Genomic DNA, 23,242 nt, shown 5'->3' with positions numbered 1-23,242 from the left:
AGCGAGGGGCTCAGCGGGTTTCGGCCAGGCCGTGGCGAACCCGGTTGTACAGGGTATAGAGCGAGAGCAGCAGGATCACCAGCAGCAGGCCATTGATCCAGCTCGCGGCCAGCAGCCCGAACGCCACGCCAGTGCCCAGCACGCCGAAGGCGAAGGCCCGGTCGCTCTTGCCCATTGGCCCGTCGTAGCGGCGTGACGCGCCGGCCAGCGGGCCCATTACCCCGGCGTATTCGCTGATCACGGCGAACACCACCACCAGCACCACCAGTGCCGGCGAAACGCCGGGCAGCAGGGCGAACGGCAGGTACAGCGCGGTGTCGGCGATCACGTCGCACAGTTCATTGAGGTAGGCGCCGAGCCTGGACTGCTGGCCGAACTCGCGGGCGAGCATGCCGTCGACCGCGTTCAGCGCCATGCGCAGCAGCATCCACAGCGGTATCAGGATGAACAGCCAGGTGGCCTGGTGCTGCCAGGCGAGCAGCAGGCCAAGGACGATGGAGACCGCCGCGGCGGCGACGGTGACCTGGTTGGCGGTGACGCCACGCTCGTACAGGCGTTGCACCGAAGGGCGCAGCAGCGCCTGGAAGCGGGGTTTGAGCTGGTAGATGGATGGCACGGCGAATTCCCTGTCATGGTGCGGCATGGCCGCGATTGTGGGGAATCAGGCCGGGGGCAGGCAAGGGGGCAGGTGAGGGCTTTCGCCTGGTTTCGTGACGCAGCGCTGCAAAGCGGCGCCGCTCTCAGCGAATCCAGCGGTCGCGCTGCTGCAAACGCCACCCCAGCCACCCCAGCGTCACCGCCCGCAGCACCATGAAGCCGAGGAACGCCCACCACAGCCCATGGTTGCCGAACCCGCGCATGGCAAGCGCCAGGGGCAGCGCGACCGCCACCGACAGCAGCATCGCATTGCGCATCTCGCGTGCCCGCGTCGCGCCGATGAACAAGCCATCGAGCAGGTAGCTCCACACGGCTACCAATGGCAGCACCGCCAGATAGGGCAGATAGGGATACGCGGCTTCGCGCACACTGGCAATGTCGGTCTGCAGGTCGATGAACAGATGCCCGCCCAGCAAGAACAGCACGGCGAACACCAGGCTGACGATCAGCGACCAGCCGCAGGCCACCACCAGTGCCTGCTTCAGGGCACTGCGGTCACGGGCGCCGATGGCATGGCCGCACAGGGCCTCGACCGCATGGGCCAGGCCATCGAGGGCATAGGCGGTGAGCATCAGCCCATTGAGCAGCAGGGCATTGGCTGCCACCGTAGCCTCGCCCAGGCGCGCACCCTGCACGGTGAGCAGTAGGAACACCAGTTGCAGGGCCAGGCTGCGCAGGAAGATGTCGCGGTTGACCGCCAGCAGCGGCCGCCAGCTCTGCCAGCGTTTCAACGCGGCCCAGGCGACCTGCCCGGGGTAGGCGCGCAAGGCCGGGCGGGTGAGGGCCAGGCCGAGCAGGGCGGCGCTCCATTCGGCGATCACCGAGGCCCGCGCCGAGCCGACCACCCCCCAGTCCAGGCCAAGTACGAACCACAGGTTCAGGGCGATGTTGAGCAGGTTGGTCGTCAGCAGGATCGCCAGCGGCGCCCTGGCGCTCTGGGTGCCGAGGAACCAGCCGACCAGGGCATAGCTGGCCAGTGCTGCCGGCAGGCCGAGCAGGCGGGTGTGGAAGAAGGCTTCGGTCGAGGCATGCAGCGCCTCGCTGGGCTGCATCGCCTGCAGTGCCAGTTGGCTGAAGGGTAGGGCCAGCAGGCCGATCAGCACGGCGAAAGCCAGCGCCAGCAGCAGCCCCTGCACAAGTACCTGGCGCAGCGCGGCGCCGTCGGCGCGGCCGGCGGCCTGGGCGGCGAAGCCGGTGGAGCCCATGCGCAGGAAGCCCAGCAGGCCGACCATGAAGGTGAACAGCGTGGCACCGACGGCCACCGCGCCCAACTGATGGGCATGGGGCAGGTGGCCGATCACCGTGCTGTCGACCAGCGCCACCAGCGGCACCGAGATGTTGGACAGGATCATCGGCGCGGCCAGGGCCCAGACCTTGTGGTGGGTGGGGCGGTTGCGCCAGGCGGTGGACAGTGAAGACATGCGGGCTCCTGCGTGATTGCGCAACGGATTGTACCGGCCCGGCAACCTATTGGCGCGAACACGGTCTCACTTGCCGCGCATCGCCAGGAAAGCCTCGAGCCGTTGCGCTATAGTTGCCCCCCTCACGTACACGCTGCCGAAGAGTTCTCTCTCAAATGCTCAACAAAGGATTGTTGCTGGCCTGCGCGCTGGCCCTGCTCAGTGCCTGTGATTCTTCCACCCCGGACAAGCCATCGGCGCCTGCTGCTGACGCCGCTGCCGTCGCGCCTGTCGAAACCCGGACGGCCAAGCGCGAAGATCCGGCAGTGCTCGCCAAACGCTATGCCGGCCGTGAACTGACCGTGCTGGACGTCTCGGAAGTGCAGCTCGACGGCGCCAGCACCCTGTCGGTCAGCGTCTCCGCGCCGCTGGACGCCAATCAGGACTTCGCCGGCAAGTTGCACCTGGTCGACACCGTCAAGGGCAAGGTCGACGGCGCCTGGGAACTCTCCGACAACCAGATGGAACTGCGCCTGCGCCACCTGGAGCCGCAGCGCAAGATGGTCCTGACCATCGACAAGGGCCTGCTCTCGGTCAACGGCAACCAGCTGCAGGCCGAATCGGTCAGCCGCTTCGAGACCCGCGATATGCAGGCCACGGTGGGCTTCGCCAGCCGCGGTTCGCTGCTGCCCACGCGCCTGGCCGAAGGCCTGCCGGTGATTGCCCTGAACGTCGACAAGGTCGATGTCGAGTTCTTCCGCATCAAGCCGGACATGCTCTCGAGTTTCCTGGTCAACTGGGGGCGCAACAGCAGCCTGTACTACTACCAGTCCAAGGAAACCCTGGAGATGGCCGAGCTGGTCTACAGCGGCCGTTTCGACCTCAACCCGGCGCGCAATACCCGCGAAACCGTGCTGTTGCCGATCGCCGGGATCAAGCCGCTGCAGGAGCCAGGCGTATACCTGGCGGTGATGCGTGCCTCGGGCACCTATGACTACTCGCAGCCGGCGACCCTGTTCACCCTGAGTGACATCGGTGTCTCGGCGCACCGCTATCGCGATCGCCTGGACGTGTTCACCCAGGCTCTTGAGGGCGGCAAGGCGCTCAAGGACGTCACCCTCGAGCTGCACGACGACAAGGGCAAGTTGCTGGCCCAGGCCAAAACAGACGGCGACGGTCATGCGCAGCTGCCGATCACCGCCAAGGCCGATACGCTGATCGCCACCCAGGGCGTGCACACCACCCTGCTGCGTCTGAACACTGCGGCGCTGGACCTGGCCGAATTCGACATCACCGGGCCCCAGGCCAACCCGCTGCAGTTTTTCATCTTTGGCCCCCGTGACCTCTATCGCCCAGGCGAGACCGTGCTGCTCAACGGCCTGCTGCGCGACCAGGACGGCAAGCCGGTCAAGGCCCAGCCGGTGAACGTGGAAGTACGCCGCCCCGATGAGCAGGTCAGCCGCAAGTTCGTCTGGGAGGCCGACCAGAACGGCCTGTTCCAGTACCAGCTGCAACTGGCCAGCGAAGCGCCGACCGGCCGTTGGCAGTTGCTGCTCGACATGGGCGGTGGCCGCAAGCAGGTTTACGAATTCCTTGTCGAGGACTTCCTCCCCGAGCGCCTGGCGCTGGAGCTCAAAGGCAGTGCCGCGCCGCTGGCGCCGGAGCAAACCGCCACGATCCAGGTCAATGGTCGTTACCTCTATGGGGCTCCCGCCGCCGGCAACCGCCTCAGTGGCCAGGCCTACGTGCGTCCGTTGCGTGAAGCGGTGAAGGCGCTGCCGGGCTATCAGTTCGGCGCGGTCACCGAGACCGAGCTGAACCAGGACCTGGAACTGGACGAAGTCACCCTCGACCAGAACGGCAAGGCCCGCATCGACATCGAAAGTCGCTGGGCTGAAGCCCGCTCGCCGCTGCAACTGACCGTGCAGGCCAGCCTGCAGGAGTCCGGTGGTCGGCCGATCACCCGGCGCCTGGAGCAGCCGATCTGGCCTGCCGAGCGTATGCCGGGCCTGCGCGGCCTGTTCGACGGCGAAGAAACCGATGGCGACGGCCCGGTGGAGTTCGAGTTCCTGGTGGCTGATCGCGACGGCAAGAAACTGGCCGCCGACAACCTGAAGGTACGGCTGATCCGCGAGCGCCGCGACTACTACTGGAACTACTCGCAGAGCGATGGCTGGAGCTACAACTACAACGAGAAGTTCCTTACCCAGGCTGAAGAAACCGTCAGCGTGAAGGCAGGTTCCACCGCCAAGCTGAACTTCCAGGTGGAGTGGGGTCCGTACCGTGTCGAGGTGGAAGACCCGCAGACCGGCCTGGTCTCCAGTGCCCGCTTCTGGGCCGGCTACCGCGCCCAGGACAACGCCGAGGGGGGCGCCGTGCGCCCTGACCAGGTGAAGATCGCCCTGGACAAGCCAGCCTACAAGGAAGGCGGCACCGCCAAGGTCACCGTCACCCCGCCGGCCGCCGGCAGCGGCTACCTGATGATCGAGTCCGCCGACGGCCCGCTGTGGTGGCAGGAAATCGAGGTGCCGGCCGAGGGCAAGACCTTCGATGTCGAACTGGACAAGAAGTGGGCGCGCCACGACCTGTACATCAGCGCCCTGGTGATCCGCCCGGGTGAGCGCAAGGCCAACGCCACGCCGAAACGCGCCGTGGGCGTGCTGCACCTGCCGCTGGACCGCGCCGAGCGCAAGCTGGCCGTGTCGCTGCAGGCGCCGGAAAAAATGCGGCCCAAGCAACCGCTGACCGTCAAGGTCAAGGCGGTCAACGCCGATGGCAGCGTGCCCAAGCAGGTGCATGTGCTGTTGTCGGCGGTGGACGTGGGCATCCTCAACATCACCGACTTCAAGACCCCCGATCCGTTCGCCAGCCTGTTCGGCCGCAAGGCCTATGGCGCCGACCAGCTGGACATCTATGGCCAGTTGATCGAAGCCGGCCAGGGCCGCCTGGCCAGCCTGGCCTTCGGCGGTGACGCCGCCATGGCCAAGGGCGGCAAGCGCCCGAACACCACGGTGACCATCGTCGCCCAGCAGAGCCTGCCGGTGACCCTCGATGAAAAAGGCGAGGGCCAGGCCAGCGTCGATATTCCCGATTTCAACGGTGAACTGCGCCTGATGGCCCAGGCCTGGACCGAAGAACACTTCGGCATGGCCGAGGGCAAGACCGTGGTCGCCGCGCCGCTGATCGCCGAGCTGTCCGCGCCGCGCTTCCTCGCCGGTGGCGATCAGACCCGCCTGGCGCTGGACCTGGCCAACCTGTCCGGCCGCGCCCAGCAACTGAGCGTGCAGGTGTCCAGCGAAGGTCAACTGAGCCTGGTCGGTGGCGCTCAGCAGAACTTCACCCTCGCCGAAGGCCAGCGCACCACCCTGATGATCCCGGTGCAGGCCCAGGGTGGCCTGGGCCAGGGCAAGGTTCGCGTGCAGGTCAACGGCCTGCAGCTGCCGGGTGAGCCGGCTAGTACCTTCGAGCGTGAATGGACCCTGGGTATTCGCCCGGCTTACCCGGCGATGCTCAAGCACTACCGCGTGGCCCTCAAGGACCAGCCCTGGAGCCTGCCCGACAGCGACCTGGCCGAGTTCGAGCCTGCGGGCCTGGAGGCCAGCCTGGCGTTATCGAGCCGCCCACCGCTGAACCTTGCCGAGCAGATCCGCGCCCTGGAAGCCTACCCCTACGGCTGCCTGGAGCAGACCACCAGTGGCCTGTACCCGTCGCTGTACGCCGATGCCGACAGCCTCAAGCGCCTGGGCATCAAGGGTGAGCCGGCCGATGTGCGCAAGCGCAAGATCGAGATGGGCATCGAGCATCTGCTGGGCATGCAGCGCTACAACGGCAGCTTCGGCCTGTGGAGCTCGGACAGCGAGGAGGAATACTGGCTGACCGCCTACGTCACCGACTTCCTGCTGCGCGCCCGCGAGCAAGGCTACGGCGTACCGGCCGAGGCGCTGAAGAAGGCCAGCGAGCGCCTGCTGCGCTATGTGCAGGAGCGCAACCTGATCGAAGTCGACTACAGCCAGAACGCCGACCACACCCGCTTCGCCGTGCAGGCCTACGCCGGCCTGGTGCTGGCGCGCAGCCAACAGGCGCCGCTGGGCGCCTTGCGCAGCCTGTTCGAGCGTCGTGCTGACGCCCGCTCCGGTTTGCCGCTGGTGCAACTGGCGGTGGCGCTGGACAAGATGGGCGACAAGCAGCGTTCGCAGCAGGCGCTGCAGGCGGGCCTGGCGGTCACCCGCGGCAAAGGCTGGCTGGCCGACTACGGCAGCGCCCTGCGTGACCAGGCGTTGATCCTGTCCCTGCTGCAGGAGAACAACCTGGCCGCCAATCAGGTCGACCAGCGCCTGTTCGGCCTGTCCGACGAGTTGGCCGCCAACCGTTGGCTGTCCACCCAGGAGCGCAACGCGCTGTTCCTTGCCGGCCGTGGCCTGCTGGGCAAGCAGGAGGGCAACTGGAAGGCCCGCCTGGACAGCGCCGGAGAGGTCCGCGAGTTCGACAACAATGACTCGGGCATGAAGCTCGAGGGCCCGCTACTGGCCTCGCCATTGACCGTGCAGAACCAGGGTGGCGAGACCCTGTACCAGCAGCTGACCCTGTCCGGCTACCCGCGCCAGGCTCCGGCCGCCAGCGGCAATGGCATGGAAATCCGCCGTGAGTACCTGGGCATGAATGGCCAGACGCTGGATGTGCGCAACCTGCGCAGCGGTGACCTGGTGCTGGTGCACCTGGCGCTCAAGGCCCAGGACCAGGTGCCCGACGCCCTGGTAGTGGACCTGCTGCCGGCAGGCCTGGAGCTGGAGAACCAGAACTTGGCGCAGAGCGCTGCCAGCCTGGACAATGCCAGCAGCGCGGTGAAGCAGTGGCGCGAGTCGATGCAGAACGCCAGCGTGGTGCACCAGGAGTACCGCGACGACCGCTACGTGGCCGCGCTCAAGCTCGACAGCTACGGCACCACCCACTTGCTGTACCTGGCCCGTGCGGTGACGCCGGGCAGCTATCGCATTCCGCCACCGCAGGTGGAGTCGATGTACCGGCCCAACCTGCAGGCGATTGGTGATAGCCAGGGCGAGATGATTGTAAGAGCTCGCTGACCCTCAAGCTGCAAGCTACAAGAGAAAGCAGTCGATGCAGGCTGCTTTCAACTTGCCGCTCGTAGCTCCAAGCTTGCAGCTGCTTTCAATGCACCACCCAGCTCAACACCCACAACCCCAGCAACGCCCAGATGATCCCGAGGATGATCGATGCGCGCATGAATGCGCGGACCGCCGAGTACAGCAACATCAGGCCGACGATAAGCGCCAGGATGCTCACCAGCGAGGTGTCCATCCCCAGCGTGCGCGCCAGGCCATCGATGAAATTGCCACCGGCGTTGGCCAGCAGGTTGAACAACCCGCTCAAGCCATCGACGATGAACCGGATCACCGAACCCAGTGCCTGGCCCAGCCATTCGAAAAAACCTTCTACATGCATAGTCGCTTCCTGATCAACGAATCGGCGATTCCCAGCCTTTGGCCATCACCTGGCCCGGTCGGTTCCCGATGCCAAGCTTAGCGCGCCCGCGCCTGACCAGGCTGCTGCGGCGTGTCGCCGTCAGCGTGCTGCTGGGCATGGCCCTGCTGTGGCTGGCTGACCGTATCTGGCCATTGCCCATGCCGGGCGACGACCTGGCGCGGGTGGTGCTGGCCGAGGACGGCACACCGTTGTGGCGCTTCGCCGACGCCGACGGCGTCTGGCGCTATCCGGTCAGCCCGCAGGAAGTCTCGCCGTTGTACCTTGAAGCCCTGCTCGCCTACGAGGACCGCTGGTTCTATCGCCACCCCGGGGTTAACCCCATGGCCCTGGCCCGGGCTGCATGGCTCAACCTGCGTGGCGGGCGGGTGGTGTCTGGTGGCAGCACGCTGTCGATGCAGGTGGCGCGCCTGCTCGACCCGCACGACCGCACCTTGCCCGGCAAGCTGCGCCAGCTGTGGCGCACGGTGCAGCTGGAGTGGCACCTGTCCAAGGACGAGATCTTGCAGCTGTACCTCAACCGGGCGCCGTTCGGCGGCACCTTGCAGGGCGTAGCGGCAGCCAGTTGGGCGTACCTGGGCAAGTCGCCGAAACACCTGACTCCGGCCGAAGCCGCGTTGCTCGCGGTGCTGCCCCAGGCGCCGAGCCGGCTGCGTCCGGACCGCCACCCTGAACGCGCCCAGCGTGCCCGGGACAAGGTGCTGCAGCGCCTGGCCGAGTACCAGGTGTGGCCAGCCCAGCGCATCGACGAGGCGCGTGAGGAGCCGCTGTTGCTGGCGCCACGCCAGGAGCCGGCGCTGGCGCCGCTGCTGGCCCGGCGCCTGAATACGCCGAACAGCCCGCCACTGATCCGTACCACCCTGGACGCCGCCTTGCAGCGGCGCCTCGAAGACCTGCTGCTGGGCTGGCGCGCTCGCCTGCCCGGGCGCACTTCGGCGGCGTTGCTGGTGGTCGAGACCCAGAGCATGGCCGTGCGCGCGTATCTCGGCTCCATCGACTTGAGCGATGAGCGCCGCTTCGGTCACGTGGACATGATCCACGCCCTGCGTTCGCCCGGTTCGACCCTCAAGCCGTTCCTCTACGCCATGGCCATGGACGACGGCCTGATCCACTCCGAATCGCTGTTGCAGGATGTGCCACGGCGCTACGGCGACTACCGCCCCGGCAACTTCTCCATGGGTTTCAGCGGCCCGGTGTCGGCCAGCTCGGCGCTGGCGCTGTCGCTCAACTTGCCGGCGGTGCAACTGCTCGAGGCCTACGGCCCGAAACGCTTCGCCGCGCAGATGCGCATGGGCGGGATGCCGCTGGTGCTGCCGCCGCTGGCCGAGCCGAACCTGTCGCTGATTCTTGGTGGCGCAGGCAGCCGCCTGGAGGACCTGGTCGGTGGCTATGCCGCGCTGGCTCGTGGTGGGCTCAGCGCGCAGGTGCGCCTGCAACCTCAGGACCCGCTGGTGGAACGCCGCTTGCTGTCGCCGGGTTCGGCCTGGATCACCCGGCGCATTCTCAGCGGCCTGGCGCGGCCGGACCGTGACCCCCACGCCGAGCTGGTGCAGCGTCCGCAATTGGCCTGGAAGACCGGCACCAGCTACGGCTTTCGCGATGCCTGGTCGGTGGGCGTCGGCCCGCGCTACCTGATCGGCGTATGGATCGGCCGCCCCGACGGCACCCCGGTGCCGGGCCAGTTCGGCCTGGCCTCGGCGGCGCCATTGATGCTGCAGGTGCATGACCTGCTGAGTAACCGCGACAGCCAACGCGGCATCGAAGTGCCGGTCGAACCAGTGCCCGATTCGGTCGGTGTGGCGGCGATCTGTTGGCCGCTGGGCCAGCCAATGAACCGTCAGGACCCGAACTGCCGTCGGCAACGTTTCGCCTGGACCCTCGACGCTACCACGCCACCGACCTTGCAGGCTGCCGACCAGCCGCTGGGGCTGGGTTTGCGCGAAACGGTGTGGCTCAACGAGCGCGGCTTGCGTGTCGATGCCTCTTGTCCCGGTGCCAGGGCGCATGATGTCGCGCTATGGCCGGCCCCGCTCGAGCCGTGGTTGCCCAGCGCCGAACGCCGGGCAGCGCGGCTGCCGACTGTCGACCCCGCCTGCCCACCGCGGATGGCGGCCAGTGCGCCACCGCTGTCGATCGTCGGGGTGCGGGCCGGCGACAGCCTGCGTCGCCCGGCCACCAGCCATGAGCCGCTGCAGGTGCGGGTGTCGGCATTGGGTGGGGCGGGGCGACGCTGGTGGTTCCTCAATGGCCTGCCCTTGGGCGAGACCCAAGGGCAGGACAGCCTGCAGGTAAGTTTCGAGCAGGCCGGGCGCATCGAGTTGAGTGCTTTGGATGAAAGCGGCGAGACGGCGCGGGTGGAGTTCCAGGTCAGCGAGTAAGCACGTTGCCCAGGCTCAGCCTTTGACCGGGTTCAGATCGAAGGCACCAGCCTGGTACTGGAACAGCAGGCAATCGGCCGCCGCGGTGCAGCCGCTTTCATGCACCAGGTTGGCGGGCAGTTTGTAGTAGGCGCCTGTCGGGTACTCCACCCGCTTGCCATCGATCACCGCGTAGAAGGTTCCGCTCAACACCATGGTCGGCAGGGTCTGGCTATGGGTGTGCAGGCCATTGTCGGTGCCTTTGCGGAATTTTACGTAGGCCGAGTACGGCCCCTTGCCGAACAGGTCGCCTTCGACATTGGCGTAGCTCACCGCGCCGTGGGTGCCGGGCACCTGCTGCCATTTCAGCGAAGCGCTGTCAGGGACCGAACTCAGGGTGTCGCCAGCGGCGCTGGCGGTGGCGGTAATAGTGGCCAGGGTGAGGCCGGCGAAAATCGTGTGCAGTGCTTTCATGGGAGGCTCCTTCGCCAAGTGACAATGGGCGAAGGTTAAACAATCAAGTTATGCACAAATACTTCTTCATAGTGCCATAACCTGTGCGTTTTAAGCACAAATCAATGTTGCCATCGCTGCTCTGCGTAGTACGCCTGCACGTAGTCGAGGAGTGCCCGTACCTTGGGCGCCACATAGCGGCTCTGCGGGTAGACCGCGTATACAGTGCGTGAGGGCAGCGACCAGTCCGCCAGCACCGGCACCAGGCGCCCGTCGCGCAAGGCATCGTGGGCGATGAAGCGGTCGAAGCTGGCGATCCCCAACCCGCCGATCGCTGCCGCGCGCAGGGCCATCGGCGAATTGGCGCTCAGGCGCTGAGGCATCAGCAACTCCCGGCGCTCGCCGGCGGGGCCGGTCAGTTGCAGGCGCTGTGGATGCGGCAAGCGGCTGTAGCCGAGCAATGGGTGGGCAGCCAGGGCGTCGGGGGTGGTCGGCGTGCCGTGACGCTCCAGGTAGCCGGGAGCGGCCACCAGCAGCACCTCGCTGTCTGCCAGCCTACGGGCTACGAGGCTGGAGTCGGGCAGGTGGTCGGTGACCCTCAGGCAGACATCGATGTCTTCTTCCAGCAGGTCGATGAAGCGGTCGCTGCAATGCAGTTCGACCTGCAATCGCTCGTGACGTCCGACGAAGTCGGGTAGCCAGTGTCCGAGTTCCAGCTCGCCAAAGGCAGTGGCCACACCCAGGCGCAGCGTGCCGCTGGGCTGTTGTTGATGCTCGGACAGTTCAAGGTTCATGGCCTGCATCTGCTCGAGAATCCGGGTGCAGTGGCGATAGAACAGCGCCCCGGCTTCGGTCATTTGCAGGCGACGGGTGGTGCGGTTGAGCAGTTGCGTGCCGAGATGGCGTTCGAGGTGCTTCACCTGGCGCGACAGCACGGTGTGGGAAACGCCCGCCTGGTGGGCGGCGGCGCTGAAGCTGCCGAGGTCGACGACCCGGCGGAAGGTCTGCATGGCGCTCAACTGGTCCAATGGCACATCACTCCTTGCAGCGAACGGCGGGGCCCTGGCGGCCCCGCGTCGTCCCGGGTCAGCGCCGAACCAGCAGCACCCCGCTTTCCATATGGTGGGTGTAGGGGAACTGGTCGAACAGCGCGCAGCGTTCGATACGGTGGGTATCGTGCAGTTGGGCGATGTTCTGCGCCAGGGTTTCCGGGTTGCAGGAGATGTACAGGATGCGCTCGAAGCGACGGGTCAGCTCGCAGGTGTCCGGGTCCATGCCGGCGCGCGGCGGGTCGACGAACACCGTGCCGAAGTCGTAGCTCTTCAGGTCGATGCCTTCCAGGCGGCGGAACGGGCGGACCTCGTTCAGGGCCTGGGTCAGCTCTTCGGCCGACAGGCGCACCAGGCGCACGTTGTCCACGCCGTTCTCGTCGAGGTTGTGCAGGGCGGCGTTGACCGAGGTCTTGCTGATCTCGGTGGCCAGCACCTGGCGGGCGCGGGTGGCCAGCGGCAAGGTGAAGTTGCCGTTGCCGCAATACAGCTCGAGCAGATCGTCCTGGCGCTCGCCCATGGCCTCGAAGGCCCAGCCGAGCATCTTCTGGTTCACCGCGCCGTTGGGCTGGGTGAAGGCGCCTTCGGGCTGGCGATAGCTGAAGGTGCGCCCGGCGATGTCGAGCTTCTCCACCGCGTAGTCGCGGCCGATCACCACACGCTTGCCTTTCGAGCGGCCGACCACGCTGACACCGAGGTCGGCGGCCAACTGCTGCGCGGCGGCCTCCCAGGCCTCGTCCAGCGGGCGGTGGTAGCACAGGGTGATCATTGCGTCACCGGCCAGGGTGGTGAGGAACTCCACCTGGAACAGCCGGTTGTCGAGGTCTTCATTGGCCTGCCAGGCGGCTTTCAGGCGCGGCATCAATGCATTGATGCGCTCGCTGGCGATCGGGAAGTCGTCGATCAGGATGGCCTTGTGCTTCTCGCCCGGGGCGAACATCGCATAGTGGCGCTGGCCGCCTTCGCGCCACAGGCGGAACTCGGCGCGCAGGCGGTAGTGTCCGCGCGGCGAGTCGAACACGGCCGGCTCCGGCGCGTCGAACGGGGCCAGCAGGTCGCGCAGGCGGGCGGCCTTGGCCGCCAGTTGCGCGTCGTATTGCGCGGGATCGTAGGCAGCACTCATGCGGGGAACCAACCCAGCTTGATGACGAACAGGATGGACAGGATCACCAGCGCCGGGTTCAGGTCATGGCGACGGCCGGAGATCAGCTTGATGGCGGTCCAGGCGATGAAGCCGAAGGCGATGCCGTTGGCGATCGAGTAGGTCAGCGGCATGGCCAGGGCGGTCACCACCACTGGCGCGGCTTCGGTGACGTCGTCCCAGTTGATCTCGGCCAGGCCCGAAGCCATCAGCACGGCGACGAACAGCAGCGCCGGAGCGGTGGCGAAGGCCGGCACGCTGCCGGCCAGCGGGGCGAAGAACAGCGCCAGCAGGAACAGGATGGCGACCACGATGGCGGTCAGGCCGGTGCGCCCGCCGGCACTCACGCCCGCCGCCGACTCGATGTAGCTGGTGGTGGTCGAGGTGCCCAGCAGCGAACCGGCCATGGCGGCGGTGCTGTCGGCGATCAGGGCGCGGCCCATCTTCGGCATGTGGCCGTCCTTGCCCATCAGACCGGCGCGTTTGGCCACGCCGATCAGGGTGCCGGAGTTGTCGAACAGGTCGACGAACAGGAAGGCGAAGATCACGCTGATCAACCCGACATCCAGGGCGCCGGCGATGTCCAACTGCAGGAAGGTCGGGGCCAGCGACGGTGGCATCGAGACCACCCCGCCGAACGGCGTGACGCCCAGCGCGATCGCGGCCACGGTCACCGCCAGGATACCGATCAGCACGGCGCCGCGAACCTTCAGCGACTCGAGGGCGACGATCAGGAAGAAGCCCAGGGTGGCGAGGATCGGCGCGGGTTTGCTGAGGTCGCCCAGACCCACCAGGGTGGCTGGGTTATCGACGACGATGCCGGCGTTATGCAGGGCAATCAGCGCCAGGAACAGGCCGATGCCGGCAGCAATGGCCGAGCGCAGCGGCAGCGGGATGCTGTTCACGATCCATTCGCGGATGCGGAAGATCGACAGCAGGAAGAACAGCACCGCGGAGAGGAACACCGCGCCCAGCGCCACCTGCCAGGTGTGGCCCATGTGCAGGACCACGGTGTAGGTGAAGAAGGCGTTCAGGCCCATGCCCGGCGCCAGGGCGATCGGGTAGTTGGCGATGATGCCCATGGTCACCGAGCCGATGGCCGCGGCCAGGCAGGTGGCGACGAAGAGCGCGCCCTTGTCCATGCCGGTCTCGCCGAGGATGCTCGGGTTGACGAACAGGATGTAGGCCATGGCCAGGAAGGTGGTGACGCCCGCGAGAATCTCGGTGCGCACGTTGGTGTTGTGTGCTTTTAGTTGAAACAGCCTTTCCAGCATGCCTGCTCCCCGGGCGCGCTCGCGCCGTGAATGTATCGACCCCAACAGCAAAGCACAGACCGTACCGGGTGCCGTGGTTTTGTGTGGGGTGGAAAAAAGCCGCGCATCATACCAGCAAGGATGGCGGGGGCCTATGGCCATTGGGGAGAGAGGCCATTCGGGCCCTCTCGCGGTTTTTCGCCTCGCGAGGGGGCGAACACGGTTTTCAGCCGTTATGCATACGGTCGCGATGGGTCAACGTCGGGAACAGCTTCATCCATACCCCGGTCACCAGCAGCGTGCCCACGCCGCCGAGCACCACCGCCGGCACTGTGCCAAACCAGTGCGCGGTCAGCCCCGACTCGAACTCGCCGAGCTGGTTCGAGGCACCGATGAACAGCCCGTTCACCGCGCTTACCCGGCCGCGCATCTCGTCCGGCGTCTCCAGCTGCACGAAGGCGCCGCGGATGACCATGCTGATCATGTCCGCCGCGCCGAGCACCACCAGCACCGCCAGGGAGAACCAGAACGAGGTCGAGAGGCCGAAGGTGATGGTCGCCACCCCGAACACGCCGACCGAGGCGAACATGATCAGGCCTACCTTGCGCTCCACCGGGAAGCGCGCCAGCCACAGCGACATCAGCAGCGCGCCCACCGCCGGCGCCGAGCGCAGCAGGCCCAGGCCCCAGGCGCCGGTGAGCAGGATGTCCTTGCCGAACACTGGCAGCAGCGCGGTAGCGCCGCCCAGCAGCACGGCGAACAGGTCTAGGGAGATGGCACCGAAGATGTCCGGACGGCTGCGGATGAAGCGTACCCCGGCCAGCAGCGATTCCAGGTTGGCCCGACCGCGCTGGGGCAGTTGCTGGCGCGCGTCGAGGCTCAGGGTCAACAGGCAGGCGATGAGGTAGAGGGCCACGGTCGGGCCGTACACCCAGGTACTGCCGAAGGCGTAGAGAAAGCCGCCGACCGCCGGGGCGACGATGGTCGCCGACTGGGTGGCCGACGCCGACGCCGCCACGGCCCGTGGGAACAGCCCTGGCGGCACCACGTTGGGTAACAGCGCCTGGGTCGCCGGCATCTCGAACGAACGGGTGGCGCCGAGCAGGAAGGCGAGGATGAAGATCAGCTCGCGGCTGACGTTGTCGGTGACGCTGCCCAGTGCCAGCGCCAGGGCGATCAGCGCCTGCAGGGTCTGGCACAGGGCGGCCACCTTGCGTCGGTCGTAGCGGTCGGCGACATGGCCTGTGTGCAGCATGAACAGCACCCGGGGCGCGAACTCGACCAGCCCGACCAGGCCCAGGTCGAGGACATTCCCGGTCAGTTGGTAGAGGTGCCAGCCAATGGCCACCGTCAGCATCTGGAAGCCGCTGGCGGTGAACACGCGGGCCAGCCAGAAGGCCAGGAAAGGGCGGTGATGACGCAGCAATTGCGGGGCGGAATCGGACATCGGGGGGCTGCAGCCTCGGAGATAGAGGGGCCTGCAGAGTAACATCTGTTTGTAACAAATAGTTGCTGAAAGTCGTGTGGATCAACTGCCGCGAATTCGCAAAAGAGGGTGAGGCAACCGGTCACGCGGCAATCAACCACACATCCGGATGGAGCATTCAGGACTATGCTTCCATTCAGTCGTTGATCTGGATCAATCGTTCCAGATGCAACGATCTTGGCCTTCGGGCCGGAATCCCCGCGATCGAACAGAACAATTCTAACGCGCCGCACTCGATACCCGTGGGGGCAGTGGGCGACAGGCCATGAGCCCGGTCGCCGGATTACCTGAAGAGGAAGCACCATGTTCGGATTGGAAGCTCTAGAGCTCGCCCGAATCCAGTTTGCCTTTACCGTGTCCTTTCACATCCTGTTCCCGGCCATCACCATTGGCCTGGCGAGCTACCTGGCGGTCCTAGAAGGCCTTTGGCTGAAGACCGGCGACAACACGTACCGTGACCTCTACCACTTCTGGTCGAAGATCTTCGCCGTGAACTTCGGCATGGGCGTGGTCTCGGGCCTGGTCATGGCCTATCAGTTCGGCACCAACTGGAGCCAGTTCTCCGATTTTGCCGGATCCATCACTGGTCCCTTGCTCACTTACGAGGTCTTGACCGCCTTCTTCCTCGAGGCCGGTTTCCTTGGTGTCATGCTGTTCGGCTGGAACCGTGTAGGCCGTGGCCTGCACTTCTTCGCCACCTGCATGGTGGCGCTCGGCACGCTGGTGTCGACCTTCTGGATCCTCGCTTCCAACAGCTGGATGCAGACCCCCCAGGGCTACGAGATCGTCAATGGCCAGGTGATTCCGGTGGACTGGTTCGCGGTGATCTTCAACCCGTCCTTCCCCTATCGCCTGATGCACATGGCCACCGCGGCCTTCGTCGCCACCGCGTTCTTTGTCGGCGCCTCGGCGGCCTGGCACCTGTTGCGCGGGAGGGACAACCCGGCAGTGCGTAAGATGCTGTCGATGGCCATGTGGATGGCCCTGGTGGTGGCGCCTATCCAGGCCGTGATCGGCGACTTCCATGGCTTGAACACGCTCAAGCATCAACCGGTGAAGATCGCCGCCATCGAAGGCCACTGGGAGAACAAGCCCGGCGAGCCGACGCCGCTGATCCTGTTCGGCATTCCCGACATGCAGGCAGAAACCACGCGCTTCAAGATCGAGATTCCAGCCTTGGGCAGCCTGATCCTGACCCATAGCCTGGACAAGCAAGTGCCGGCGATGAAGGACTTCCCGCCCGAGGACCGACCCAACTCGACCATCGTGTTCTGGTCGTTCCGGGTCATGGTTGGCCTGGGCATGCTGATGATCTTCGTCGGCCTGTGGAGCCTGTGGCTGCGCAAGCGCGGCACCCTGTACAGCTCGCGGCCGTTCCTCTACCTGACCCTGTGGATGGGCCCGTCGGGGTTGATCGCGATCCTCGCCGGCTGGTTCACCACCGAGATCGGCCGCCAGCCGTGGGTGGTCTACGGGCTGATGCGCACCGCCGATGGGGTGTCCAACCATAGCTACGCGCAGTTGGGGTTCACCCTGGTGATGTTCGTGGTGGTCTACTTCGCGCTGTTCGGCACCGGCCTGGGCTACATGATGCGCCTGGTGCGCAAAGGGCCGAAGACCGGTGAAGGCGATGAGCACACCCCGGGTGGCCCTGGCCAGAAACGTACGCCGGCGCGGCCGCTGTCCGCCGCCGATGAAGGCCATGAGGCCGACTCCAGCAGCCTGAGCAAGGGGAACTGAGATGGGTATCGATCTTCCGCTGATCTGGGCCGTGATCATCATCTTCGGCGTCATGATGTACGTGGTGATGGATGGTTTCGACCTGGGCATCGGCATGCTCTTCCCCTTCGTCCAGGACGAGCGTGACCGCGATGTAATGATGAACACGGTTGCTCCGGTATGGGACGGCAACGAGACCTGGCTGGTACTGGGCGGGGCGGCGCTGTTCGGGGCTTTCCCACTGGCCTACTCGGTGGTGTTGGAGGCGCTGTACCTGCCACTGATCCTGATGCTGGTGGGCCTGATCTTCCGGGGCGTGGCCTTCGAATTCCGCTTCAAGGCCCGGGCCAACAGGCGCCATATCTGGGACAAGGCCTTCATCTGGGGCTCGCTGGTGGCGACCTTCTTCCAGGGCGTGGCCCTGGGCGCCTTCATCGAGGGCTTCAAGGTGGTCGACCGCAAGTTCGTCGGTGGCACCCTCGATTGGCTGACGCCGTTCACGGTGTTCTCGGGCCTAGGCCTGATCGTCGCCTACACGCTGCTGGGCTGCACCTGGTTGATCATGAAGACCGAAGGGCCGCTGCAGCAGAAGATGCATGACATGGCTCGGCCACTGGCGCTGGTGCTGCTGGTGGTGATCGGCATCGTCAGCCTGTGGACGCCGATCGCCTATCCGCAGATCGCCGAGCGTTGGTTCAGCATGCCCAACCTGATCTGGTTCATGCCGGTGCCGATCCTGGTGCTGGTGACCTTCTACGGGTTGCTGCGGGCGGTGGCGCGCAATGCCCACTACACCCCGTTCCTGCTGACCCTGGTGCTGATCTTCCTCGGTTACAGCGGGTTGGGCATCAGCCTGTGGCCGAACATCATCCCGCCGTCGATCAGCATCTGGGATGCCGCGGCGCCGCCGCAGAGCCAGGGCTTCATGCTGGTGGGCACGCTGTTCATCCTGCCGTTCATCCTTGGTTACACCTACTGGAGCTACTACGTGTTCCGCGGCAAGGTGACCCATGAAGACGGCTATCACTAGGAGCGCCGGGCGATGAATGTCGAAGAGAAGAAACCGCTGTGGCAACGCCTGGGTTGGCTGGTGCTGATCTGGGGGCTGAGCGTGGCAGCGCTTGGCGTGGTGGCTTATGGCATGCGCATGTTCATGAACGCGGCAGGCCTGAGTACTCACTAAGCCATTGAGTCATCGCGGGGCAAGTCGCACCGATGCGACTTGCCCCGCGATGCTTTTATTTCCGGGCCTTGAGCACCACGAACTTCGGCGTTGCCGCCACCTGCTCGACGCCCCGGAACAAGCGCGCCAGCTTGCTGTGATAGCCCAGGTGGCGGTTGCCGACGATGTACAGCGCGCCACCGACTTCCAGCGCCTCGCGGGCCTGCTGGAACATGCGCCAGGCGAGGAAGTCGCCGACCACCTGCTGCTGGTGGAACGGTGGATTGCACAGCACCACGTCCAGCGATTGTTTCTCCTGGCCGGCCAGGCCGTCCGCGGCCCTGATCGTCACTTCGCGTTCGCCCAGTGCCGCCTGCCAGTTCTCCCGCGCCGACTGCACCGCCATGTACGACTCGTCGACCAGGGTGAACTGCGCATCCGGGTTGGCCAGGGCGCAGGCAATCGCCAGCACGCCATTGCCACAGCCGAGATCGGCTACGCGGGCGCGGCCCAAATCACGTGGCAGATGCGGCAGGAAGGCGCGAGTGCCGATGTCCAGGCCTTCGCGGCAGAACACGTTGGCGTGGTTGACCAGCTCCAGGGCCGGCGTGTCCAGGCGGTAGCGGCTGGGGTAGGGGGAGCGCGCGACGGGCCGTTGCGCGACAGTGGCAGTCAGCAGGCGCGCTTTCTTCTGCGCCAGCGAAGCCTGCACCGGGCCGATGTACTTCTCCATGAGGTCGCCGGCGGCTCGTGGCAGGTGCTTGATCATCGCCCCGGCGATCACCTGGGCTCCAGGCGCCAATTGGCCCTGCAGGCGGATCAGTTGCTCCTCGAGCAGGGCCAGGGTCTTGGGCACGCGCACCAGCACGCGGTCGAACGGGCCCTGGAAGGGCTCGTTGGCCGGGATGAAGGGCACGCTGTCGAACGGCTTGCCGTTCCCCGCGAGGTTCTTCTCCAGGGCCAGGTGCGCCAGGTGCGAGTCGCCGCTGCTGGTCACGTCCAGGTGTCCGGCCAGGCTGGCGGCCAGGGCGCCGAAGCTGTCGTTGAGCACCAGCACCTTGCACCCTGCGCCCGGTGCCTGGGCGGCCAGGTGTTCCAGCAGGTACTGGTCGGCGGCATCGAACGCCAGCAGCGGGTCGTTGGCTTGCTCCGGCTGGCGGATCAGGTCGAGGTCGGCGAAGGGGCTGTTGAACAGGGGCATGACGTGGGGCTCTGCTGCGTATCTGCCCGGCGCGCGGGTGCGGCGGGCTTGCGGCGGGGAATTCTACAGGGCTTTGCGCCTGGGTGGGGGACGCGCTGTCAGAGCAGGCCGCGCAGGGCGGCAATGGCGATGGCGCCAGCTTTGTTGGAGGCGTTGGTCTTGCTGATCACACTGCGAATATGGAAATTCACGGTGCTGGTCGACAGCGAGAGGATCATCGCCACGTCGGCGGCAGTCTTGCCGGCGGCGGACCACTTGAGCACTTCAAGCTCGCGTTCGCTCAATTGCGGCAGTGGGCTGTACTTCGCCAGGTGGTGCGTGCTGAGGGCGGCGTGCAAGGTGTTGCACAGCCACATGACCTGGGCACTCTTCTCGAACAGTTCGTCGCGGGAGACGGCGCCTTCGGCCCTGGAGACGCTCAACTGACTTTCGTTGTGCTGCTGGTCGTGCACCGATTGACTCCAGCCATGGATCATGCCGTAGGCGCTGGCGGCCTCACGCAGCTGTGGCACCTCATGAAACAGATCGTCGTTCCAGACCAGTGGCAACGTCGTGTGGTGGCATTTTGATACTGTTGGGTCTATGTTGATGAAGTCTTCAGCCTGATAGAGGGTGTTCCAGGCGCTTGGGTAATTGTTGTAGAGGACGATTTGGGGGCCACGGGCAGCGATATGCAGGTGCAAGGTCAGGCCGATGAACTCCATGTCCAGTGCTTGGGCCAGTTTCACAGCCTTGCCGAACACCTGCTGCGGCTCTTTCTCCTCCAGCAGTTGCTGGAGCTGCTCGCTCTTCCAATGTGGCATCTGAGGCTCCCTTTACGTCTTCGTGGATCCAAAGTGAGGACTACACGGACCGTAGTGTAGGAAAGCTCCTACTGGTGTGCTGGGTTTTTTTGCTATAGCTGTGTCGCTTTTTTAGGTAGTTCTGCTCGGTGTCGTGTCATGCCCTACAAATCGACGGTGTTTATCTGCGCTGCTTTGCGCGACACTGTGCGCTCTTGATTCGTGGAGCCCGTCATGACCGCCAGCGCCGACAAATTCACCCGCCAGACCCTGCTCGGCGTCCAGCCTCTGACTCCCAACCTGTTTTCCCTGCGTGTCACCCGCGATGCAGGCTTTCGCTTTCGTGCCGGTCAGTTCGCCCGGCTGGGCGTGAACAAGGCCGATGGCAGCGTTGTCTGGCGTGCCTATTCCATGGTCAGCGCGCCCCATGACGAGTTTCTCGACTTCTTCTCCATCGTGGTGCCCGGGGGCGAGTTCACCAGTGAGCTCAGCCGGCTTGGCGAAGGCGACACCCTGCTGATCGACCGCCAGGCCTTCGGCTACCTGACCCTTGACCGCTTCGTCGGCGGCCGTGACTTGTGGCTGCTGGCCACCGGCACCGGCATCGCACCGTTCATGTCGATCCTGCAGGACTTCGAGGCCTGGGAGCGCTTCGACAATATCAAGCTGGTGTACTCGGTGCGCGAGGCGAAGGAGCTGGCGTATGTCGATGAAATCGCCGCGTTGGAACAGCGCGACTACCTGGCGGAGTACGCGGGCAAGCTGCAGTTCATTCCGGTGGTTACCCGAGAGCAGCATCCGGGTGCGTTGAATGCGCGGATTACCACGTTGATCGAGAACGGTGAACTGGAAAAGGCGGCGGGGCTGGCGCTGTCGCCGGAGCATTCACGGATCATGCTGTGCGGCAACCCGGAGATGATCGACGAGACGCGCAAGGTGCTCAAGGCGCGGGACTTGCAACTGAGCCTGAGCAAGCGGCCGGGGCAGGTGGCGGTGGAGAATTACTGGTAAGGAACAATGGCGCCTTTTGGATCGCCGTCACTGGGGCCGCTGCAAAGCGGCCCCAGTCGTTTTGTGCTTCAGGGCTGGCGATTCTGCGCCTTGAGCAAGTCGCGAATCTCGGTCAGCAGGGCTTCCTCGGCGCTGGGCACCGGCGGCGCGGTCGGTGCCACGGCCTCTTCGCGCTTGAGGCGGTTGATCACCTTCACGCCCATGAAGATGGCAAAGGCGACGATGATGAAGTCGAGCACGGTCTGGATGAACTTGCCGTAGGCCAGCATCACGGCCGGCACATCGCCTTCGGCAGCCTTGAGCGTGATGGCCAGGTCGCTGAAGTCGACACCGCCGATCAGCAGGCCGATGGGGGGCATGATCACGTCACCGACAAAGGAAGAGACGATCTTGCCGAACGCCGCGCCGATGATGATACCCACCGCCATGTCGACGACATTTCCCTTGACCGCGAAGGCCTTGAATTCACTGAGCATGCCCATGCTGTATTCCTTTGTTACGAATGGAGAGGTAAACGCAGTGTAAGCCACTAAAACGCTTCATGCGTGACGTTCGCAGCTACAGACTGTTTATAGAGCGAATAGTTTTGTCGTCCGCCGAGGCCTCCGGGGCACGTCCGTGTTCGGCTATCATGGCGGTTTTTTCCAGGAGACCCAGCCCATGGCCAAGGCCAAGCGTTTGTATGGCTGCACCGAGTGCGGCGCGACCTTTCCCAAGTGGGCCGGGCAGTGTGGCGAGTGCGGGGCCTGGAACACCCTGGTCGAGAGCATGATCGAAAGCGGCGGCGCCGCGGCACCGAGCGGGCGCGCCGGCTGGACCGGGCAGCAGGCGCAGATCAAGACCCTGGCCGAAGTGAGCGTCGAGGAGATCCCGCGCTTCACCACCAGCAGCACCGAACTCGACCGTGTACTCGGCGGCGGCCTGGTGGATGGTTCGGTGGTACTGATCGGGGGCGATCCGGGTATCGGCAAATCGACCATCCTTCTGCAGACCCTATGCAACATCGCCGTGCAGATGCCGGCGCTGTATGTCACCGGCGAGGAATCGCAGCAGCAGGTAGCCATGCGCTCCCGGCGCCTGGGCCTGCCCCAGGACCAGCTCAAGGTCATGACTGAAACCTGCATCGAGACCATCATTGCCACCGCGCGCCAGGAAAAGCCGCGGGTGATGGTGATCGACTCGATACAGACCATCTTCACCGAACAACTGCAGTCGGCGCCGGGCGGCGTCGCCCAGGTGCGCGAGAGCACGGCATTGCTGGTGCGCTATGCCAAGCAGAGCGGCACGGCGATCTTCCTGGTCGGTCACGTCACCAAGGAGGGCTCGTTGGCAGGTCCTCGGGTGCTCGAGCACATGGTCGACACGGTGTTGTATTTCGAGGGTGAGTCCGATGGCCGCCTGCGCCTGCTGCGCGCAGTGAAGAACCGCTTTGGCGCGGTCAACGAGCTGGGTGTGTTCGGCATGACCGACCGCGGCCTCAAGGAAGTCTCCAATCCGTCGGCGATCTTCCTCAATCGCACCCAGGAAGAGGTGCCCGGCAGCGTGGTCATGGCCACCTGGGAGGGCACCCGGCCGATGCTGGTGGAGGTCCAGGCGTTGGTTGACGACAGCCACCTGGCCAATCCGCGACGGGTGACGTTAGGCCTGGACCAGAACCGCCTGGCCATGCTGTTGGCGGTGTTGCATCGACACGGCGGCATCCCCACCCATGATCAGGACGTGTTCCTCAACGTCGTCGGTGGTGTGAAGGTGCTTGAGACTGCCTCCGACCTGGCGTTGCTGGCTGCGGTGATGTCGAGCCTGCGCAATCGTCCGCTGGCCCATGGCCTGCTGGTGTTCGGCGAAATCGGCCTGTCGGGCGAGGTACGCCCGGTACCCAGTGGCCAGGAGCGTTTGAAGGAAGCGGCAAAACATGGCTTCAAGCGTGCCATCGTGCCTAAGGGCAACGCGCCGAAAGAGGCGCCCGCCGGGTTGCAGGTGATTGCCGTGACCCGTCTGGAACAGGCACTGGACGCATTGTTCGAGTAGGTCAATTTTTTTATAAGTGATTTTCAATAGCGAGTAGCATGCCG

Annotated in this window: 18 protein-coding genes; 7 read left to right on the top strand and 11 right to left on the bottom strand. The window is 65.6% G+C overall.

Annotated elements, in window-relative coordinates; all coding sequences use genetic code 11:
* Positions 1-10: 10 nt before the first annotated feature.
* Both C3F42_RS13270 and C3F42_RS13265 read right to left on the bottom strand, forming a co-directional pair.
* Positions 11-616: a CDP-alcohol phosphatidyltransferase family protein gene (locus C3F42_RS13270; RefSeq protein WP_094010370.1), complete on the bottom strand. Its 606-nt coding sequence runs from the start codon at positions 614-616 to the stop codon at positions 11-13.
* 124 nt (positions 617-740) lie between these two features.
* On the bottom strand, positions 741-2,078 hold the full coding sequence (locus C3F42_RS13265; protein WP_104444533.1) for an MATE family efflux transporter: 1,338 nt from the start codon (positions 2,076-2,078) through the stop codon (positions 741-743).
* A 155-nt stretch (positions 2,079-2,233) separates the two neighbouring features.
* On the opposite strand from C3F42_RS13265, the gene C3F42_RS13260 reads away from it, so the two are divergent.
* Positions 2,234-7,138 (top strand): alpha-2-macroglobulin, encoded by a 4,905-nt coding sequence (locus C3F42_RS13260; protein WP_104444532.1) that lies wholly within the window; start codon positions 2,234-2,236, stop codon positions 7,136-7,138.
* A gap of 85 nt (positions 7,139-7,223) precedes the next feature.
* Here C3F42_RS13260 and C3F42_RS13255 read toward each other — a convergent pair whose 3' ends face one another.
* On the bottom strand, positions 7,224-7,517 hold the full coding sequence (locus tag C3F42_RS13255; protein WP_023631497.1) for a hypothetical protein: 294 nt from the start codon (positions 7,515-7,517) through the stop codon (positions 7,224-7,226).
* 68 nt (positions 7,518-7,585) lie between these two features.
* Here C3F42_RS13255 and pbpC point away from each other — a divergent pair, with 68 nt between their 5' ends.
* A complete protein-coding gene (gene pbpC / locus C3F42_RS13250) occupies positions 7,586-9,934 on the top strand; it encodes a peptidoglycan glycosyltransferase PbpC (protein ID WP_104445311.1) in 2,349 nt (782 codons plus the stop codon).
* Positions 9,935-9,949: 15 nt separating this feature from the next.
* On the opposite strand, the gene C3F42_RS13245 is transcribed toward pbpC, so the two are convergent.
* From C3F42_RS13245 to C3F42_RS13225, 5 genes are all read right to left on the bottom strand, one after another.
* The gene (locus C3F42_RS13245) at positions 9,950-10,387 is read right to left on the bottom strand and encodes a cupin domain-containing protein (protein ID WP_094010340.1); all 438 of its coding nucleotides are present in this window, start codon (positions 10,385-10,387) and stop codon (positions 9,950-9,952) included.
* A 101-nt stretch (positions 10,388-10,488) separates the two neighbouring features.
* On the bottom strand, positions 10,489-11,394 hold the full coding sequence (locus C3F42_RS13240; protein ID WP_038707320.1) for a LysR family transcriptional regulator: 906 nt from the start codon (positions 11,392-11,394) through the stop codon (positions 10,489-10,491).
* Positions 11,395-11,452: 58 nt separating this feature from the next.
* Entirely contained in the window at positions 11,453-12,538 is a 1,086-nt protein-coding gene (gene trmA, locus C3F42_RS13235; protein WP_046857216.1) for a tRNA (uridine(54)-C5)-methyltransferase TrmA, read from the bottom strand.
* Positions 12,535-13,830, bottom strand: a complete 1,296-nt coding sequence (locus C3F42_RS13230; protein WP_038707321.1) for an NCS2 family permease — start codon at positions 13,828-13,830, stop codon at positions 12,535-12,537. Before C3F42_RS13230 ends, trmA begins: the two co-directional genes overlap by 4 nt.
* Before the next feature lie 205 nt (positions 13,831-14,035).
* On the bottom strand, positions 14,036-15,256 hold the full coding sequence (locus C3F42_RS13225) for an MFS transporter (protein WP_104444531.1): 1,221 nt from the start codon (positions 15,254-15,256) through the stop codon (positions 14,036-14,038).
* A 342-nt stretch (positions 15,257-15,598) separates the two neighbouring features.
* Between C3F42_RS13225 and C3F42_RS13220 the strand changes: the two genes are divergently transcribed.
* The 3 genes from C3F42_RS13220 to C3F42_RS13210 are packed head-to-tail and all read left to right on the top strand — an operon-like array spanning position 15,599 to position 18,197.
* Positions 15,599-17,035: a cytochrome ubiquinol oxidase subunit I gene (locus tag C3F42_RS13220; protein ID WP_023630572.1), complete on the top strand. Its 1,437-nt coding sequence runs from the start codon at positions 15,599-15,601 to the stop codon at positions 17,033-17,035.
* 1 nt (position 17,036) lies between these two features.
* The gene (cydB, locus tag C3F42_RS13215) at positions 17,037-18,044 is read left to right on the top strand and encodes a cytochrome d ubiquinol oxidase subunit II (RefSeq protein ID WP_023630573.1); all 1,008 of its coding nucleotides are present in this window, start codon (positions 17,037-17,039) and stop codon (positions 18,042-18,044) included.
* A gap of 12 nt (positions 18,045-18,056) precedes the next feature.
* On the top strand, positions 18,057-18,197 hold the full coding sequence (locus C3F42_RS13210) for a DUF2474 domain-containing protein (RefSeq protein ID WP_023630574.1): 141 nt from the start codon (positions 18,057-18,059) through the stop codon (positions 18,195-18,197).
* Between the two features lie 55 nt (positions 18,198-18,252).
* Here C3F42_RS13210 and C3F42_RS13205 read toward each other — a convergent pair whose 3' ends face one another.
* Positions 18,253-19,377, bottom strand: coding sequence for a methyltransferase (locus C3F42_RS13205; protein WP_104444530.1), 1,125 nt, complete (start codon positions 19,375-19,377; stop codon positions 18,253-18,255).
* A gap of 98 nt (positions 19,378-19,475) precedes the next feature.
* Complete coding sequence (locus C3F42_RS13200) at positions 19,476-20,180, bottom strand: autoinducer binding domain-containing protein (protein ID WP_104444529.1); 705 nt, start codon at positions 20,178-20,180, stop codon at positions 19,476-19,478.
* Positions 20,181-20,393: 213 nt separating this feature from the next.
* Here C3F42_RS13200 and C3F42_RS13195 point away from each other — a divergent pair, with 213 nt between their 5' ends.
* The gene (locus C3F42_RS13195) at positions 20,394-21,170 is read left to right on the top strand and encodes a ferredoxin--NADP reductase (protein ID WP_094010334.1); all 777 of its coding nucleotides are present in this window, start codon (positions 20,394-20,396) and stop codon (positions 21,168-21,170) included.
* A gap of 68 nt (positions 21,171-21,238) precedes the next feature.
* On the opposite strand, the gene mscL is transcribed toward C3F42_RS13195, so the two are convergent.
* Positions 21,239-21,652, bottom strand: a complete 414-nt coding sequence (mscL, locus tag C3F42_RS13190) for a large-conductance mechanosensitive channel protein MscL (protein WP_023630299.1) — start codon at positions 21,650-21,652, stop codon at positions 21,239-21,241.
* A gap of 178 nt (positions 21,653-21,830) precedes the next feature.
* Here mscL and radA point away from each other — a divergent pair, with 178 nt between their 5' ends.
* The gene (gene radA, locus C3F42_RS13185; RefSeq protein ID WP_094010333.1) at positions 21,831-23,198 is read left to right on the top strand and encodes a DNA repair protein RadA; all 1,368 of its coding nucleotides are present in this window, start codon (positions 21,831-21,833) and stop codon (positions 23,196-23,198) included.
* Positions 23,199-23,242: the final 44 nt, after the last annotated feature.

Source organism: Pseudomonas sp. PONIH3 (assembly GCF_002934345.1).
Lineage (GTDB): Bacteria > Pseudomonadota > Gammaproteobacteria > Pseudomonadales > Pseudomonadaceae > Aquipseudomonas > Aquipseudomonas soli.
This window is presented reverse-complemented; position numbering and strand designations above follow the sequence as displayed.